The 17,027-nt window shown below is 44.4% G+C and carries 16 protein-coding genes; 7 read left to right on the top strand and 9 right to left on the bottom strand.

Features of this window, described 5'->3' with window-relative positions:
• Positions 1–19 precede the first annotated feature (19 nt).
• The 5 genes from C7460_RS12510 (at position 20) to C7460_RS12490 (ending at position 6,752) form a co-directional block, all read left to right on the top strand.
• Positions 20–1,669: a ribulokinase gene (locus tag C7460_RS12510; RefSeq protein WP_115868451.1), complete on the top strand. Its 1,650-nt coding sequence runs from the start codon at positions 20–22 to the stop codon at positions 1,667–1,669.
• Between the two features lie 12 nt (positions 1,670–1,681).
• Complete coding sequence (locus C7460_RS12505) at positions 1,682–2,386, top strand: L-ribulose-5-phosphate 4-epimerase (protein WP_115868450.1); 705 nt, start codon at positions 1,682–1,684, stop codon at positions 2,384–2,386.
• Between the two features lie 7 nt (positions 2,387–2,393).
• Entirely contained in the window at positions 2,394–3,878 is a 1,485-nt protein-coding gene (gene araA, locus C7460_RS12500; RefSeq protein ID WP_115868449.1) for an L-arabinose isomerase, read from the top strand.
• Positions 3,879–3,899: 21 nt separating this feature from the next.
• Positions 3,900–5,057, top strand: coding sequence for a galactose-1-epimerase (locus C7460_RS12495; RefSeq protein WP_115868448.1), 1,158 nt, complete (start codon positions 3,900–3,902; stop codon positions 5,055–5,057).
• A 75-nt stretch (positions 5,058–5,132) separates the two neighbouring features.
• Positions 5,133–6,752, top strand: coding sequence for a sodium:solute symporter (locus C7460_RS12490; RefSeq protein ID WP_115868447.1), 1,620 nt, complete (start codon positions 5,133–5,135; stop codon positions 6,750–6,752).
• Positions 6,753–6,808: 56 nt separating this feature from the next.
• Here the strand turns inward: C7460_RS12490 and C7460_RS12485 are convergent, their stop codons facing one another.
• From C7460_RS12485 to C7460_RS12475, 3 genes are all read right to left on the bottom strand, one after another.
• Positions 6,809–7,108, bottom strand: coding sequence for a P-II family nitrogen regulator (locus C7460_RS12485; RefSeq protein ID WP_115868446.1), 300 nt, complete (start codon positions 7,106–7,108; stop codon positions 6,809–6,811).
• Between the two features lies 1 nt (position 7,109).
• A complete protein-coding gene (locus tag C7460_RS12480) occupies positions 7,110–8,084 on the bottom strand; it encodes a sodium-dependent bicarbonate transport family permease (RefSeq protein WP_115868445.1) in 975 nt (324 codons plus the stop codon).
• A 103-nt stretch (positions 8,085–8,187) separates the two neighbouring features.
• A complete protein-coding gene (locus C7460_RS12475) occupies positions 8,188–8,532 on the bottom strand; it encodes a hypothetical protein (protein ID WP_147302939.1) in 345 nt (114 codons plus the stop codon).
• Between the two features lie 133 nt (positions 8,533–8,665).
• On the opposite strand from C7460_RS12475, the gene C7460_RS12470 reads away from it, so the two are divergent.
• Positions 8,666–9,844, top strand: a complete 1,179-nt coding sequence (locus tag C7460_RS12470; RefSeq protein ID WP_115868443.1) for an Nramp family divalent metal transporter — start codon at positions 8,666–8,668, stop codon at positions 9,842–9,844.
• A 12-nt stretch (positions 9,845–9,856) separates the two neighbouring features.
• Here C7460_RS12470 and C7460_RS12465 read toward each other — a convergent pair whose 3' ends face one another.
• Genes C7460_RS12465 through C7460_RS12450 form a run of 4 tightly spaced genes read right to left on the bottom strand, consistent with a single transcriptional unit; the run spans position 9,857 to position 11,836 of the window.
• Positions 9,857–10,243, bottom strand: a complete 387-nt coding sequence (locus tag C7460_RS12465; protein WP_115868442.1) for a group III truncated hemoglobin — start codon at positions 10,241–10,243, stop codon at positions 9,857–9,859.
• Between the two features lie 60 nt (positions 10,244–10,303).
• Positions 10,304–10,930, bottom strand: a complete 627-nt coding sequence (locus C7460_RS12460) for an MCP four helix bundle domain-containing protein (protein WP_115868441.1) — start codon at positions 10,928–10,930, stop codon at positions 10,304–10,306.
• Positions 10,931–10,963: 33 nt separating this feature from the next.
• Positions 10,964–11,266 (bottom strand): hypothetical protein, encoded by a 303-nt coding sequence (locus C7460_RS12455; RefSeq protein WP_115868440.1) that lies wholly within the window; start codon positions 11,264–11,266, stop codon positions 10,964–10,966.
• Between the two features lie 30 nt (positions 11,267–11,296).
• The gene (locus C7460_RS12450) at positions 11,297–11,836 is read right to left on the bottom strand and encodes a hypothetical protein (RefSeq protein WP_115868439.1); all 540 of its coding nucleotides are present in this window, start codon (positions 11,834–11,836) and stop codon (positions 11,297–11,299) included.
• A 277-nt stretch (positions 11,837–12,113) separates the two neighbouring features.
• Between C7460_RS12450 and C7460_RS12445 the strand changes: the two genes are divergently transcribed.
• Positions 12,114–14,513, top strand: coding sequence for an ABC transporter permease (locus C7460_RS12445; protein WP_115868438.1), 2,400 nt, complete (start codon positions 12,114–12,116; stop codon positions 14,511–14,513).
• A 3-nt stretch (positions 14,514–14,516) separates the two neighbouring features.
• Here C7460_RS12445 and C7460_RS12440 read toward each other — a convergent pair whose 3' ends face one another.
• Both C7460_RS12440 and kefF read right to left on the bottom strand, forming a co-directional pair.
• Complete coding sequence (locus C7460_RS12440; protein ID WP_115868437.1) at positions 14,517–16,409, bottom strand: monovalent cation:proton antiporter-2 (CPA2) family protein; 1,893 nt, start codon at positions 16,407–16,409, stop codon at positions 14,517–14,519.
• Complete coding sequence (gene kefF, locus C7460_RS12435; RefSeq protein ID WP_115868436.1) at positions 16,406–17,008, bottom strand: glutathione-regulated potassium-efflux system oxidoreductase KefF; 603 nt, start codon at positions 17,006–17,008, stop codon at positions 16,406–16,408. The genes C7460_RS12440 and kefF overlap by 4 nt, the downstream gene beginning before the upstream one ends.
• Between the last annotated feature and the right edge of the window lie 19 nt (positions 17,009–17,027).

Genomic DNA, 17,027 nt, shown 5'->3' with positions numbered 1-17,027 from the left:
AAAATTTGACAGTATTGGGATGGTAAATAGCTATGTTATTGGATTAGACTTTGGTTCGGACTCCGTTAGGTCGGTATTGGTAAATGCCAGTAATGGAGAGGTTATTGGAGCTAAAGTTCATTGGTATGAGCGGTGGAAGGAGGGCAAATATTGTAAGCCTGAGCAAAATCAATTTAGGCAACATCCTCTGGATCATGTGGATGGAATGGAATCTACCATTAGGGAGCTTGTAGCAGCTTGTGATGTAAACTCCTCAGCGATAAAAGGTATCTGTGTAGATACTACTGGATCATCACCTATTCCGGTAAATGAATCAGGAGAGGCATTGGCTATGCTTCCTGAATTTTCTCAAAACCCAAATGCCATGATGGTATTATGGAAAGACCATACCGCCATTGCTGAGGCCGAGGAAATTACGCAGCTCGCCAAAACCTGGGGAGGGGAGGATTATACCCGCTATGTGGGAGGGACTTATTCATCTGAATGGTTTTGGGCGAAGGTTCTTCATATTGTACGACAAGATGATGCAGTAAAAAGGCAGGCTTACAGCTGGGTGGAGCACTGCGATTACATGACCTATTTGCTCACAGGAGGAGAAAAACTAAATGAGTTAAAGCGTTCACGTTGTGCAGCTGGGCATAAGGCCATGTGGCACGAGAGCTGGGGTGGTTTGCCTTCAGATACGTTTTTGGGACAATTAGACCCATACCTTGTCGACTTAAAAAAGCGGCTTTATACAGAGACCTATACTGCAGATCAGGCAGCTGGACGCCTATCCAGTGAATGGGCACAGAAACTGGGGTTGACTGAAGATACAGTGGTAGCCGTGGGAACTTTTGACGCCCATGCCGGTGCTATCGGCGCTGAAGTAAAGGAACATACGCTTGTGCGTGTCATGGGTACTTCTACTTGTGATATTATCGTGTCTTCAAAAGAAGTAGTAGGCAAACGCACCATACATGGAATATGTGGGCAGGTAGATGGGGCGGTCATACCCGGCCTAATCGGTCTGGAGGCTGGTCAGTCTGCATTTGGGGATGTGTTGGCCTGGTTTAAAAACCTGCTTAGCTGGCCTCTAGATCACTTGGCTACAAGCAAACTTTCTCCACAGGATATTGAAGAACTCAAAGAAGAGATTCTTACTCAGCTTTCTACACAGGCAGAGCAAACACCTATAGCCGAGTCAGCTCCTCTTGCGCTGGATTGGGTAAATGGCAGACGTACACCAGATGCTAATCAAAACCTGAAGGCAGCTATCATGAACTTAAGTCTTGGCACCCAGGCTCCACATGTTTTTCGAGCGTTGGTTGAGTCCATTTGCTATGGCTCAAAGCTAATCGTAGACCGATTTGAGACGGAGGGTGTGCCCATCAAAGAAATAGTGGGTATAGGGGGAGTGGCCAAAAAATCAACGTTCATCATGCAGACTTTAGCCAATGTGCTCAATATGCCTATAAAAGTAGCAGTGTCAGACCAGGCCCCCGCTTTAGGTGCGGCAATGTACGCGGCTGTAGCTGCCGGTTTGTACCCAAATACAGAATCAGCCATAGCAGCTATGGGCAATGGGTTTGAGAAGACCTACCATCCACAACCAGAATTGGTAAAACAATACCAGAATCTTTATAGCAATTATCAAAAACTAGGAGGGTTTGTAGAGTCCTCTATTTAATTATCTAAGCCGATGAAGTCACCTTATCAAAACATAAAGGAAGCGTGCTACGAAGCTAATATGCAACTACCAGCACTTGATCTGGTAGTTTATACCTTTGGAAATGTCAGTCAGGTAGACCGTGAGAAAGAGGTTTTTGCCATCAAACCAAGTGGGGTACCATATGAGGAACTGCAGGTGTCGGATATAGTAGTTGTAGATTTTGACAACCAGCTGGTGGAAGGCAAAATGCGTCCTTCATCCGATACCAAAACACATGCTTTTCTCTATAAATCCTGGGATAAAATTGGAGGTATATCGCATACACATGCGACCTACTCTGTAGCCTGGGCTCAGGCTCAGATGGATATTCCAAATTTTGGGACCACACATGCAGATCACCTCACGGCGGATATACCCTGCGCTCCACCGATGAGCGATGAACTGATCCAGGGAGATTACGAACATATGACAGGACAGCAGATCATCGACTGTTTCGAATCAAAAGGATTATCCTATGAGGAAGTGGAGATGGTACTTTTGGGCAACCATGGCCCCTTTAGCTGGGGGAAAAGCGCAGAAAAAGCCGTCTACAACAGCAAAGTAATGGAAGAACTCGCACGGATGGCCTTTCTTACATTACAGATCAACCCAAAGGCTCCGAGGCTTAAAGAAGCATTGGTCAACAAGCATTACGAAAGAAAACACGGGAAAAACGCCTATTACGGTCAAAAATAAGAGATAAATGATCACATTAAATACACTTGAAATTTGGTTTGTCACTGGAAGTCAGCACCTCTATGGTGATGAAATTCTTCAAAACGTAGCAGATCACTCTAAAAAAATAGCTGACGCTCTGCATAAAAGCACGCACATTCCTGTAGCCGTACATTATAAAGGAGTGGTAAAAAGTCCCGAAGAAATCTACCAAGTATGCGAGGCTGCCAACAATTCGGCAAACTGTGTAGGTATTGTGAGTTGGATGCATACATTTTCTCCTGCTAAAATGTGGATTCGAGGATTGCAAATTCTTCGAAAACCATTGGTTCATTTTCATACCCAGTTTAACGACGAGATTCCATGGGACAAAATTGATATGGATTTCATGAATGAAAACCAATCAGCACATGGAGGTAGAGAATTTGGTTTTATGGCTAGTCGCCTACGAAAAAACCGTAAAGTCATTGTGGGTCATTGGCAGGCACAAAAAGCACAACAGGCACTGGGTAAATGGTCCAGGGTGGCTGCCGGTTGGCATGCTCTACAAAACCTGAAATTGGCGAGAATAGGTGATAACATGCGTGAAGTGGCTGTGACGGAAGGTGATAAAGTGGAAGCACAAATGAAATTTGGCTTTTCAGTAAATGGATACGGTGTAGGGGATGTTGTCAAGTTTATTGAAGCTGTGAGTGAGCAAGAGGTGAAATCCTTGTTAGAAATTTATCAGGATACTTACGTGATAAGCGATGATGTTTTGAAAAGTGCATCACTAAAAGATGCAGCACAAATCGAACTGGGGCTAAAGGCGTTTTTAGAAGATGGTGGCTTTGGAGCGTACACAGATACTTTTGAAGACTTGCACGGCATTAAGCAGCTACCAGGAATAGCATCACAACGTCTGATGGCAGCAGGGTATGGCTTTGGTGCGGAAGGAGACTGGAAGCATTCGGCATTGCTCTATGCCATCAAAGTAATGGACCAGGGACTTGAGGGCGGTAGTTCGTTTATGGAAGATTATACTTATGATTTTAGGAATGGGCGCTCTCGGGTGTTGGGCTCACACATGCTCGAAATATGCCCTTCCATTGCATTGGGTAAACCAAAGTGCGAAGTGCACCCATTAGGAATTGGAGGAAAAGACGACCCGGCACGTCTGGTCTTTGATGTAGATTCCGGAGAGGCCATTAACGTATCGATGGTAGATATGGGAAGCAGGTTTAGGCTGATTGTGAATGAAGTGGACGCTGTAAAGCCAGAACAAGAATTACCCAAACTGCCTGTCGCACGAGTATTGTGGGATCCCAGACCAAACCTCGAAGTGGCTGCTCAATCCTGGATACATGCTGGAGGCGCCCATCACACGGTATTCAGTAAAGCTTTAGATACAGAATACATAGAAGATTTTGCTGAGATTGCGGATGTGGAGTTGGTAGTTATTGATCAAAACACCAATGTGCGCGAATTTAAAGAGAAACTTCGTTGGAATGAGGTATATTATCACATTCACTAATCTCAAAACTCAACCATTGAAATGAAGCAACTTAATATGCACCTGTTCACACTGATCATTTTGTTTCTGGTTTTGGCAGGATGTACCAACTCTAAAAAAACAAATGAGTCTCATGTAAAAACAGCTGTTCAGAAGGAGTTATTTGGTATACTAGATGATGGTACCAAAGTTTTTGCCTATACCCTCACCAATGCGAATGGGTTCTCTATGAAAGTAATTTCATATGGAGGTATTATAACTAGTATTAAAACACCGGATCGAAAAGGTAATTTCGATGATATTGTGCTGGGCTATGATGACTTAGAAGGTTATTTAGAGAAAAACCCCTACTTCGGAGCACTCATCGGTAGGTTTGGGAATAGGATAGCAGGTGGTCAGTTTACACTGGAAGGAAAAACGTACACGCTTGCGACAAATGATGGAAACAATCACTTGCACGGCGGTGAAAGGGGTTTTGACAAAGTAGTTTGGGAATTAAAAGAAGCTGCTGTTGAAAATGGAGTGGCAGTGACTTTGGAGTATCTAAGCCCAGCTATGGAAGAAGGCTACCCAGGTAACTTGGATGTAAAAGTACAGTACACTTTGACAAATGATAATGAGCTTATCGTAGACTACCATGCTACTTCAGACCAAACGACCATTGTCAATTTAACTCAGCATACTTACTTTAATCTCACTGGAAGGGAGTCAGATATATTGGACCATGAGCTGATGATTAACGCTCAGAAGTTTTTACCGGTAGATAGTACGTTGATTCCTACTGGCGAACTAAGGTCAGTACAAGGCACACCTTTTGACTTTACAAGTTTCAAGAGAATTGGGAAGGACATTAATGCCGATAATCAACAAATTGCGTATGGATTAGGCTTTGATCATTGCTGGGCAATTGATCAGGAGAAAAAGGGATTAAACCTTGCTGCTGCGGCGTTTGACGCTAAGAGTGGGAGACAGGTGAGTGTTTATACTACGGAGCCAGGCATCCAGTTCTACTCAGGAAATTTCCTGGATGGTACCATTACTGGTAAGGGCGGAAAGAACTATGGACACAGAAGTGGTTTTTGTCTGGAAACCCAACATTTTCCTAATTCCCCTAATCAGCCTGATTTTCCAGAGGTAGTGCTTAGGGCAGGAGATGTCTACAAAAGCACTACGAAATACGTTTTTATTACCAAAAGCTAAGAAGATCGTTTATATTGCCAAGCAAATGCCCCTGCCCCGGCAATATTTTATTAAACTTTTAATCTCTAACGAACAATGAAGAGTTTAGACACGCTGGACTGGGTATTTATATCCATCTACTTCATCATCTTGTTCGGGGTGGCCATTTGGGTCATTTTCCGAAAAAACAATAATACTGAGGACTACTTCCTGGCGGGCCGTAATGTGGGCTGGTTTGTAGTCGGAGCTTCTATTTTTGCCTCCAACATTGGATCTGAACATGTAGTAGGTCTGGCTGGCGCTGGCGCTGGAAATAAGATTCCGATGCTTATCTATGAAATTCACGCCTGGGTGGTATTGTTGCTTGGTTGGGTGTTTTTGCCTTTTTATGCCCGTAGCGGAGTTTTTACCATGCCAGAATTCCTGGAAAAGCGCTTTAGTGCTAAATCACGCTGGTTTCTCTCAGTGGTATCTCTGGTAGCTTATATCCTCACCAAAATATCCGTAACCATTTATGCTGGTGGGGTGGTAGTAGCCTCACTATTGGGAATCAACTTTTGGGTAGGTGCACTTTCTACTGTAGTACTTACAGGGTTGTATACTGTATTTGGTGGTATGCGGGCCGTAGTGTATACCGAGACCCTTCAAGCCATCGTGCTGGTATTTGGAGCCGCTGCACTGACCTTTATCGGTCTCAACGAAGTAGGCGGCTGGGCTGAAATGCAGTCAACATTGGGTAAGGAGTACTTTAATATGTGGAGACCGGCCACAGACCCTGACTTTCCATGGCCATCTTTGGTGATTACCAGTTCCATTGTCGGGATTTGGTACTGGTGTACAGATCAGTATATCGTACAACGAACACTTACTGCCAAAAACCTGAAAGAAGGCAGGCGAGGAGCGATTTGGGGTGCGTTTCTTAAGTTATTGCCTGTATTCTTGTTTTTGGTGCCAGGTATCGTAGCGCTTACGCTAAAAACACAAGGTAAATTACACTGGGATACTCCAGATCAGGCATTTCCTGTGTTGATGAGTAATTTGTTGCCATCTGGCCTTAGAGGACTGGTTGCTGCAGGATTATTGGCTGCGCTCATGAGCTCATTAGCATCTGTATTCAATTCTTGCTCTACACTTTTCACAGTAGATATTTATAAAAAACTAAGACCGGATACATCTGAAAAGAAACTGGTAAACATCGGGCGTGTGGCTACGCTCGTAGTGGTAGTACTGGGTATCCTGTGGATCCCAATCATGCAAAACATTTCAGGGGTTTTGTATGAGTACTTACAGTCAGTGCAGGCATACATTGCTCCTCCGATAGCAGCCGTATTCTTGCTGGGCATCTTTTACAAGCGCATCAATGCCCATGGGGCCTATGCTACCCTGGTAGTCGGGTTTATCGTAGGTGGTTTGCGTATTGTCCTTGAAGTACTGTCAGACAGTTTTGCTCCCGGGAGCTTCCTGCATACGATGGGCACCATGAACTTCCTAACATTCGGTGCGTGGTTCTTCTTGTTTTGTGTGATTCTGGCCGTAGGGGTGAGTTTTGCCACAGCTCCTCAAACCAAAGAGCAACTGGCCGGAATGACCTATGGTACGCTTAGTGATGAAGACAAGGCGAGCAATAAAACATCCTATAACTGGAAAGATATAGTAGTGTCTGTAATCGTGGTAGCGATTGTGATCTCTATCATGATCTTTTTCAACGGCAAATAGGCACAGTTAAAACCATTGGAAGCCCACCTTTAAGTCTCTAAAGATGGGCTTTCTTTTTAGGAAATGCCTATGGCATGCGTCACTTCTGTGACTATTAACACCCCTCCACGCTCTGAAATAAATGGGTCTAGCTTTTGAATCACTTGCTCTGAGAGTTTCTCTTCTGTAATCGTAAAGACCAGTGAATTTCTGGTAATAGGGAGCAGTCCTTCAGAAAGCTGTTCGCCGCGTTGAGTGCCTTTTCCACGAAAAATCTCCAAAGCCGTATAACCATGAATTCCGCAACCTTCCAGTTGCTGGATAAGGTCTTGCAGAAAGCTGTTAGCTATAATTATTTCTATTTTTTGTAGTTTCATTTTACCAGAAAATTTGAATGATGAAATAATAGAGAGGAATACCCAGAGCAATATTGAAGGTGAAAGTCACACCTAAAGCCATGGGTAGAAGTATGCTCATATTGGCCTGAGGCACAGCCATTCGCATGGCGGCAGGTACAGCTATATAGGAAGCACTGGCCAAAAGTATGGTTTGCAGCAAGGCATCCCCTGCAGAATACCCCAGTGCATATGAAAGTGCTATTCCCAGGACAGCAATTGCTGGTGGAAACAGTGCTGCAAAGGAAACAACAAAAGCACCTGCTTTGCGAAGTTCACGAATCCTGCGACCTGCTAACAGTCCCATGTCCAGCATGTATAGACTGAGCATCCCAAAGAATATCTCATTTACAAATGGTTTGAGTTCCTTTTCGCCTGTTTCTCCAGCGACATAGCCGATCACTAAACTCCCTACTAACAGGAGAACTGATCCATTGAAAAAGGATTCTCGGAGTATGTGATTAAAATTGCCAGATCTTGTTTCGCTTTCATCAGTTTTGTTGTTTAGGCGAATAAGTATCAGGCCAGCTATGATGGCAGGAGATTCCATCAGGGCCATACCAGCCACCATATATCCACCGAAGGGTTCATTTTGGCCTTCAAGGAAAGCAGTAGCCGTTGCAAATGTCACGGCGGAAATAGAACCGTAAGTAGCAGCTACAGCGCCTGCATCATACACGCTCAGCTTGCGGTTGAGGATATAATACATGGCAAATGGCACCAGAAATGAGGCGCTCACACAAACAAGAATCACTGTGAGCACCTGGCTGTTGAAGCCACTGTGAAAGAGTTCTTCACCTCCTTTTATCCCGATATCAAACAACAGATAGATGCTCAGGAACTTGGCGATTTGAGGTGGAATCTCAAGGTCAGATTTTACGATCACGGCTAGCATGCCGAGAAAGAAAAAGAGGGTAGCCGGATGGGCAAAATTTTCTAAAATTGTGGATAATGACATAAGTACAATTCAATTGAGTTTTGTATTGGAGAGAATGGGACATAGCTATCCCATGCAGTACATCGATGATGTCTGCTAAAAATTATTATGACCGAATTGTACTTTAGCTGTAAATGATTATCTGGCAGATTTCCAGATACTTAGGAGGTTTGTTGTGTGTGATGTCTGGGGCAAAGGAATTGCCATTTTTAATGTACCCTGAGCCAGGGCCTATAGAAAGTTTTGGTTGATTGTGTTTGGCCAGATATAAGCCAATTAGCAACAGCTCTTTCTTTACATGGTGTTCAGTCTCTTTGAGTTTTTCCTCTTCGTTTTCCTGCTCCTTTTCCTTTTCCAGTTCGAGATCAATACATACGATATCCTCGTGAAACATTTCCAGCCAGATATAATCTGTGACTGCAAATGCCAGAATAGAGCAAAGAATGATATGTAAAAGACTTTTTCGCATCTAATCGAGACTTGAAGATGAAGTTACGATCTTTTTTTCATTCTTGCCTCCACCATCGATTTTTTTCATAGGACTAGATAGAATCTGATTTCTACTCAACGCAAACCCTGAATGATGCTTAGATTAGCATGCTATGAAAAGAATACTTACCAGGATAGGCCCCGGTTTGCTGGTAGCGGCTACTGGTGTAGGTGCTGGAGACCTGGCTACTTCGGCTTTAGCCGGGTCCAATATTGGGCTGGTGGCTATATGGGCTGTTGTCATAGGGGGAATAATGAAGTTTGTACTGAATGAAGGCCTCACCAAATGGCAGTTGGATACCAACAGCACCCTCATAGAAGGGGCTTTGCTCAATACATCGAAACTTGTGGGCTGGTCATTCCTGGTATATCTGACTGTTTGGAGTTTTACGGTAGCTGTAGCCCTCATGAGCGCTAATGGCATTGCGGTTCATGCAATCTGGCCAGTTTTTGATGATCCGGGAAAGGCAAAGGTTGTGTTTGGCATTGTGTTGAGTTTGACGGGCTGGTTGCTAGTAAAGGTAGGTGGCTTTACTGCCTTTGAGCGGATCATGAGTTTGTCTGTGGCTCTGATGGTAGTAGCTGTATGCTTCACCCTTTTCAAACTGGATTTTGCCTTTGACGATTTTTCAGGGTTTTGGCAATCTTCTTCTACTGATTTGAGCTGGTTTATAGCCACTATGGGAGGTGTAGGAGGTACGGTTACGGTCTTGTGTTATGGCTATTGGATTCGCGAACATCAACGAGAAGGACGGGAAGGATTGCGTCAATCCCGGATAGATCTTGCCCTGGCCTACGGTACCACGGTGCTATTGGGAGTAGGTATGGTTATCATAGGCAGTCGGATAGAAATACAGGGAGGGGGTGCTAGCCTGCTGGTACAACTAGCTGCAGAGCTAGAGACCCACTCCGGGCCATTGGTGGCTTGGATTTTCCGTCTTGGTGCTTTTGCGGCCATTTTTAGCAGCTTGCTGGGGGTATGGCAAAGTGTTCCTTATTTGTATGCTGATGTACTGCAGCGTTTGCTACCTGCCACTACTCCAGCCAAAACCTATAACCGATCGTTGGCCTTGCTGGCATTAGTGCCTATATGTGGTCTGCCACTAGGATTTGCAAAAATGCAAAAACTATATGCCTTGAGTGGAGCCCTGTTCGTGCCCATGCTAGCAGGCATCCTGATCTATTTGGGCTATCGGTCCAATGTATTCCAACCTTCCAAAAGAACAATATTCCTTTATTTCGCAGTATTTGGAGTGTTCACCTGGCTATTAGTTCGCTGGCTTATAAGCTAAAGAAAACTACTGTCAATGAAGAGGGTGTTTTTGGTGCTCTCGCAGGTAAGCGATCTTGTACTGAAACATTTCAGCCATTTTGTGTGCTCTCCATTTAGCTTCATCAGCTTTTTCACCTTCAAACAACTCATCTACGGTTTGCTCAAATAGTGCTAGCCAACGCTCAAAGTGCTGCTTATCCACTGGCAATTGAGCATGAGGGGGAAAAGGCCGTCCGCTGTACGTATAAGTTCCGAGTAAGACGGTCTGCCAAAAGCTATACATCTTGGTGAGATGATTTTCCCAATGATCGCCTAACTTCTCTGAGAAAATGGGTCCCAAAAGCTCATCTTTACGCACACAGCCGTAAAACGTATCTACGAGCATTTTTATATCCTCCAGGCTTTCGATGCTTTTCATAAAGGCTATTTTCACGCAAGTTAAACCTTGCAAAAAGCTCTGCAAAGTCAATGGCCCACCTTATTGAGGCATCGGCTTACCTACTACCCATTGGGATGATACCACAAAGTGAATCATCAGACCGAGAATGATGAGCAATCCAATTTCCAGCTGAACGGTCATGCGATTAGAAGCAATCGTTTGGTTAGAGGCCTTCAATACGTTCTTGCCTTCGTACAGTTGGATGCCTGATAGCTGATGAAGTGCGTTTTGAGCATTTCCATAGCGCGTTTTTATGGTAGCCACTAAAGCGGGTTGTGCCTCGTTTTGAGCCTCCAGCTTTTCTGCAATGCGCAGGTGTTTTTTCAATGCTTCAAACACTTGTGCTTCCTCTTTGGTCAGACGTGTTTTTTCATAGCTGCTAATTAAGGAAGCTATGGAGTCATTGAGTTGGAGGTTTTGCTCGGCCTGGTAGCTATCCGCAGTTACCAGAAGGGCTTCCTTTTGATGAAGCAGGTCCGCAAGCTGATATATGTAACCATTGGCCATCAGCCGGTCCTGATAGATGGCTTCCAGAGACTCTTCTAGCTGAGTAAGATGTACCTTGTTGAGTACACAGGTCATCAGAAAAAGGATAAACACAGATACCAGCGTTAGCGCTGTATTTCTTTTTTGATTTAGGATGTCTTTCCAGGTTTTGGGTTGCATAGGCTTTAAGTTTTGTTTTTTAAAAAGTAATAGCTAGCGCAGGTTTACTCCGGCCAGGTCGTTCATCATGGCCGTCAGCTCAGCTCGGTGATATTTTTCAAACACTTCATAAGCGCAATCTGACACCTGGAAGGGTACGTTGGCACCTGAATTCAGGCATTGGAGGTGACAATCCATGGTTTCAGATTGTAAGGTCCTGATAAATTGCTGCGCATGCTGCTCTGCCTGTTGAAGGCGAAGCTCATATGTCTGCTGGCTTAGTGTATGCTGGCGCAAGTCCATCTTTGTATAAATGGCAAACGTCAGTGCTACTAATAGGAGTACAAATCGGGGCATGGTTGTTTGGGTTTTGGTGTAAAAATTTGTTTAAGAGTGATCCCACGCAGGTTTTCTTCTATAGAAGTGCCCCACATGTTTGCGGATTCTTACAATTTTTCGGGTTAGCTTTTTGATATACCGATACATTTCTACTTCCTGGGCGTAGACTTTACCACTGTAGGAGTGCACCCCAAACCCAGCTTTATAATGAGCGGAACGCCTTTCTATCTTCTGTTGGAGCCCACATTGATCGTGGAAAAACAACTTAAACGCATGTACATTATAATGTTCTTCTAAATGGTCCAAATGCCTGATAAGTCTCCGGGCCACACGGGTGGTATGTGCGGAGTGCGGGCTGGTTAGCAACTTCTCCAATTCATCATGATAGGCATGTATTTCGTGGAGCATGGCTATGACCTGCCTTCTGTATGCTGACTGCTCGCAAAAAGATTTCAGTCCCTGATATTCGGTGAGCTTCTGCATTTCGGACTTCCACTGAGAAGTCACCCTTGAAATTCTCATTTCAAGGCTCTCGGCAGTAAGGCCAATCGGTAGCATGAGCCCTAAATAAATTACCAGTGCTTTCATGAGTATCAAATTAAGCTTGATACTCTAAATCATTCAATAGCAATTTATTACGAGCAAAAATTGCTCAAAATACGGTGTGGTATCGAGTAAATCCATCATATGACTGATTGTAAGCTACAAGCAGCGACCACAATTCCGTACATTTTTCTGTTCAAATCCGTACAGACAGACTAACTAAGCTGATCTATGACATTGATTTATAGATAGTTAAAATGGTTGGCATAATGATTGGCTTTTACAAGAGAGTAAAACTCTGATTACCTGTAACCTGCTTGCCATGCTCAAAAACTTCCTCATTATCGCTTTTCGCAACTTGCTCAAAAACAAAGTCTATGTGGCCATCAATATAGTTGGGCTGGGACTGGCACTTGCGTGTTGTATCGTGGCTTATCTCAATACCAAGTACAATATTGACTTTGATAAAAACCATGCACAGATAGATCACATCTATAAAATCCATAGCATCCGCGAAAATCAGGGCGACCTCCATGAATACGGACGTATACCCATGCCTATGGCGCCGGCTATACGCAATGACCTATCGGGTGCCTCACGGGTGTTTCGATTTGAAAGTCATGTGTTTTCTGCACGTGATGTCAACATGGACAAAATCTTCAATACAAGCGTATGCTATGCGGAGCCAGGCTTTATGGAGTCCTTTACATTTCCAGCTGTATCCGGTGATCCTTTGGCTTATCAACAACTGGAAAATGCGGTAGTTACCAAAGAATATGCCAATAAGTTTTATGGTGATGAAGACCCGATAGGGAAGGTATTGACGGTATTTGATGATACTGGGATGAGCTTCAATTTCACCATAGGTGGAGTAGTGGAGAAAGCACCACAAAACTCTTCTGTGCACTTTGAGGTACTGGTCAGCTTCGAAAATCGCTTTAGGATGTACGATGACAATGTAAAAGGGAACTGGGAAGCATTCGCTCAAAACACCTTTTTGTACTTTGATCAGCCTGAGCAAGCGGATGCTTTTGAAGGTTTATTGGATAAGTATATCCCAATTCAAAATGCAGCACGACAGGATTTTATTGTCAGTTCTTTTGTGCTTTCTCCAATGAACAATCACGCCCACATTTCGAATGACATTCGGTGGGACAACTTGCGTGACGCCATGCCTACAGCAGCAGTGCTTACCCCTCAGGTAATGGCACTACTCATACTGCTGGTAGCGTGCTTCAATTTTACCAATACCGCCATTGCCAATAGCAACAGAAGACTCAAAGAAATTGGGATACGAAAGGTGCTGGGCGGCAGCAGAAGACAGCTGATTCAGCAGTTTATGACCGAAAATCTGGCCGTGTGTTTTCTTGCCCTGATCACTTCTATAGGCATTGCACTTTACCTGGTACCTATGTACAGTGCTATGTGGGAAGGCATGGAGCTTCAGTTGGAGTTGATGGAAGACTTTACTTTTTACATGTTTTTGGCAGGCTTGCTCATCTTTACTACGATGCTGGCCGGTCTATATCCATCACTGTATATCAGTAAATACCGGCCTGTCAACATTCTTAGGGGAAGTATGAGTATTGGCGGAGCAGGTAAACTCACCCGGTTTTTATTAGCCACTCAGTACACCTTTACGGTGATTGCATTGTTTGCTAGTGTGGCTTTTATACAAAATGCGCGGTATCAGGACACGCTGGATCTGGGCTATGAACGGAATCAGGTCATCGGTGTGAGTTTGCTCAATGATACACAGTATCAAAAGATTCTTGCTGCCATGGAGGCCAACCCGGCTATTGAGTCAGTGGCCAGTGCCAAAAATCACATCGGCCGAGGTAATTATGGTGGCCTGCTCAAAAATGGTGATCAGGAGGTGAACGTTGATATGCTGGATGTAGGGATCAACTATATAGAAACTATGGGGCTGGAAGTGGTGCAGGGCAGACCCTTTCAAAAGGAATTGGAAGCTTCGGACAGTCGAAACTCCATAGTGGTCAATGAAAAGTTGGTGGAGGCGTTTGACTGGGTAGACCCTATTGGCCAACGACTGGTCGTGGATGACAGCACTACGCTCACGGTAGTAGGAGTGGTTAAAAATTTCTATATGTATGGATTTTGGGCACCGTTGGAGCCAGTAGGCATCCGCCTAAAAAGCCTGAAATTCGAGGATGATGGCACTTATAGCTTTATGGTAGCCCGCACCAATATTTCGAATGTAAAAGAAGTCTACAGCTACCTGGAGGAGTCCTGGAATGCTAAAATTCCCACCAAAACCTTTGCTGGCTTTTATCAGGACGATTTACTGCGCAATGCTCGGGAAGTGAACAACAACATTCTAACTATTTTCGGCTTCCTGGGCATCGTAGCATTTATCCTGTCCAGTTTAGGGCTGTTTACTTTGGTGTCCATCAACCTCATACGCAGAACTAAAGAAATAGGTGTTCGAAAAGTGCTGGGAGGTGGTTTGGGTCACATTGTATTTCTCATCAGCAGAGGGTATGCCATATTACTCGTCATAGCTTCTGTAGTGGGCGTCACCATGGGATATTACCTCATCGACGGGTTAATTGCTTCCATTTTTAGAAACTACAAAGACATGGATGTATTTACATTCCTTATTCCAGCCATTGTGATTATATCTATCTCACTGACTATAGCTGGGCTACGGACATTAAAAGCAGCCATGGTCAACCCGGTACAGTCACTACGGTATGAATAACAGTTAGTTTTCTGCTGATTTAGATCTGCTCAGGCGTATTTGTTCACTGTCCCATTGCTGGTCACTGTCCACTATACCTCTGCGCAGATCTTCTTCGAGCAGCTTTTCCTGCTGCTCGATTTCCTGGCGGACCTTGAAAATAAAATCCTCTCCAGTTCGTGGCGAATCAGCCAGCCGGCGTAAACTATCTTCATCGTATTTAATGAAATTTTGCGCCTGTCGATAGACGGTGTATTTTCTAAAACCCATATGATGCAGCACATCAGATGCCATGCGTACGGAGGTTTCCAAGGTTTCGCGGTAGACATTTGTAATGCCCAGGTTTAACAGTTCGGATGCATCTATTCTGTTTTTAGCACGCATCATGAGTTTCAAGTGGGGGTATTTGTCTTTGAGCACCCTGGCGAGCTCTACAGATACGTCTGGGTTGTCTATGGCACAAATGACCACTTCAGCCTCTTCGATCCCCGCAGATTCCAAAAGTTCCAGTCTGGTAGCATCGCCATAGTACACTTCAAACCCCATTTTTCGGAGTAAGTCCACTCGGTTGGAGTCCTGATCCAAAATGGTGGCTTCTATACCGTAGGATCGCAAAAACCTACCTACCGAACCCCCAAAATGGCCAAAACCGATCAATATGACCCGATGAGTTTTAGCGATGTGATCAGCAGTACGCTCAGCAGAGCGTTTTGTGCCTATACGGGGTATGATAAACCGCTCGTTGATGATGCCAAGAATAGGTGCCAGCGTCATGCTCAGAGCGGTTACTACCAGCATCATGTCCAGATATGTTCGGTCTAAAATGCTGAGTTGGAATGCAAAGGAAAGTAAGACAAAGGCAAATTCACCTACTTGAGCCAGACTCACGCTGAGAAGAATTTTTTGGTCTAGCTTCATTTTAAACAAGCTGCCGACAATAAACAGTACGATTGCTTTGAGCACGATTACACCCAGTACCAATCCGGTAATCATTAGTGGGTTGTCGCCGATCACGATAAAGTTGATAGAAGCTCCTACAGCCATAAAAAACAATCCCAGCAATAGTCCTTTAAATGGCTCCAGGTTGCTTTCGAGCTCGTGTTTAAATTCGCTGGTAGCGAGGACGACTCCTCCTAGAAATGCGCCAAGTGCTGGACTGAGCCCTACCAGCTCCATGACCAAAGACAACCCCAGCACTATCAGAAGGGCCGACGCGGAAAGTAGCTCCCGTAGACGTGTTTTGGCTACCAATCTCAACATCGGTACAAACAAATAACGACCTGCGAGTATGACGAGTACCACCGAAAGGATTACTGCCAGCGTTTGCACACCCAGAGGCAGATCTTCTAGCAAATAAACGTGCAGCTCATCACCATGTCCTGAATCCACGTGAGTATTTCCAGAAGATAGCAAGGGTATAATGGCCAACATGGGAATCACTATGATATCTTGAAAAAGCAGAATGGAAAACGAGGAATTGCCAAACGAGGTATCCATCAGCCCTTTTTCTTTCAATGTTTGGAGTACAATGGCCGTAGACGACAAAACCACGGACATGCCTATAACGAGCGAGACCTTGGAGTCAAAGCCGAGTGTAATAAACAGCAGGTATGCTAAACTTAATGTAAGTGCCAGCTGTGCACCACCCATTCCAGCTATGGCTTTGCGCATTTTCCAAAAACTTCTTGGCTCTATCTCCAATCCAATCAGAAACAGCATAATCACCACCCCGAACTCTGCAAAATGAAGAATATCCTCACCTTCTTCACCCACAAAACCCAATACATATGGACCAATCACAATTCCGGCGATCAGATATCCTAGCACCGAGCTCAACCCAAAGCGCTTGGCGATAGGCACGCAGATAATGGCACCCGCTAAAAATATAATGGCTTGAAACAGGATACTTCCACTCATGATGATGTAGTGTTTTTAAGAGCTGGTAAATCGTTCATAAAACGGGATGAGTTAGACAAGTCTACCTCGCCGTTTTTTAACAGGGTCAGTATTTTATTGAATTTTTCTGCATAAGTATCCAGGTCTACTTCTGATAGCTGGTAGGTGCCCATTACCGCAAATGGAGGTAGATAGTCCATTCCACATAGCCTGGCAGTTTGTTCGAACGGGCGCAAAAACTCATTCACTGAGTAGTTGTTGTTTCCCTGGGCACAATAAACCTCAGGTGTTCCTCCGGTGGTAATTACACTCAGTACCTGTTTGCCCTGTAGTGCATTCCCTTTTGGACCATAAGCCCAGTTGTATTCCAATACCACGTCTATCCACTGTTTCATCAATGGAGGGCAACTGTACCAGTAAAAGGGGTGATGCCAAATGATGACATCATGGTTAGTCAGTAGGTTTTTTTCCAGTACCACATCGATGTTAAAGTCCGGATATTGCTGATACAAGTCATGAAAAGTGACCTCTTCATGGTGTTTGATTTGCTCCACAAGTCTGCGATTGACTCTGGATCGTTCATATTTCGGATGTGCAAAAAGCACCAGTACTTTAGCCATAGGAATCTTTGTATGCTCG

Source organism: Marinoscillum furvescens DSM 4134 (assembly GCF_003386095.1).
In the GTDB taxonomy this organism is placed as follows: domain Bacteria; phylum Bacteroidota; class Bacteroidia; order Cytophagales; family Cyclobacteriaceae; genus Marinoscillum; species Marinoscillum furvescens.
The sequence above is the reverse complement of the archived record's forward strand: the minus strand, read 5'-3'. Positions and strand labels throughout refer to the sequence as shown.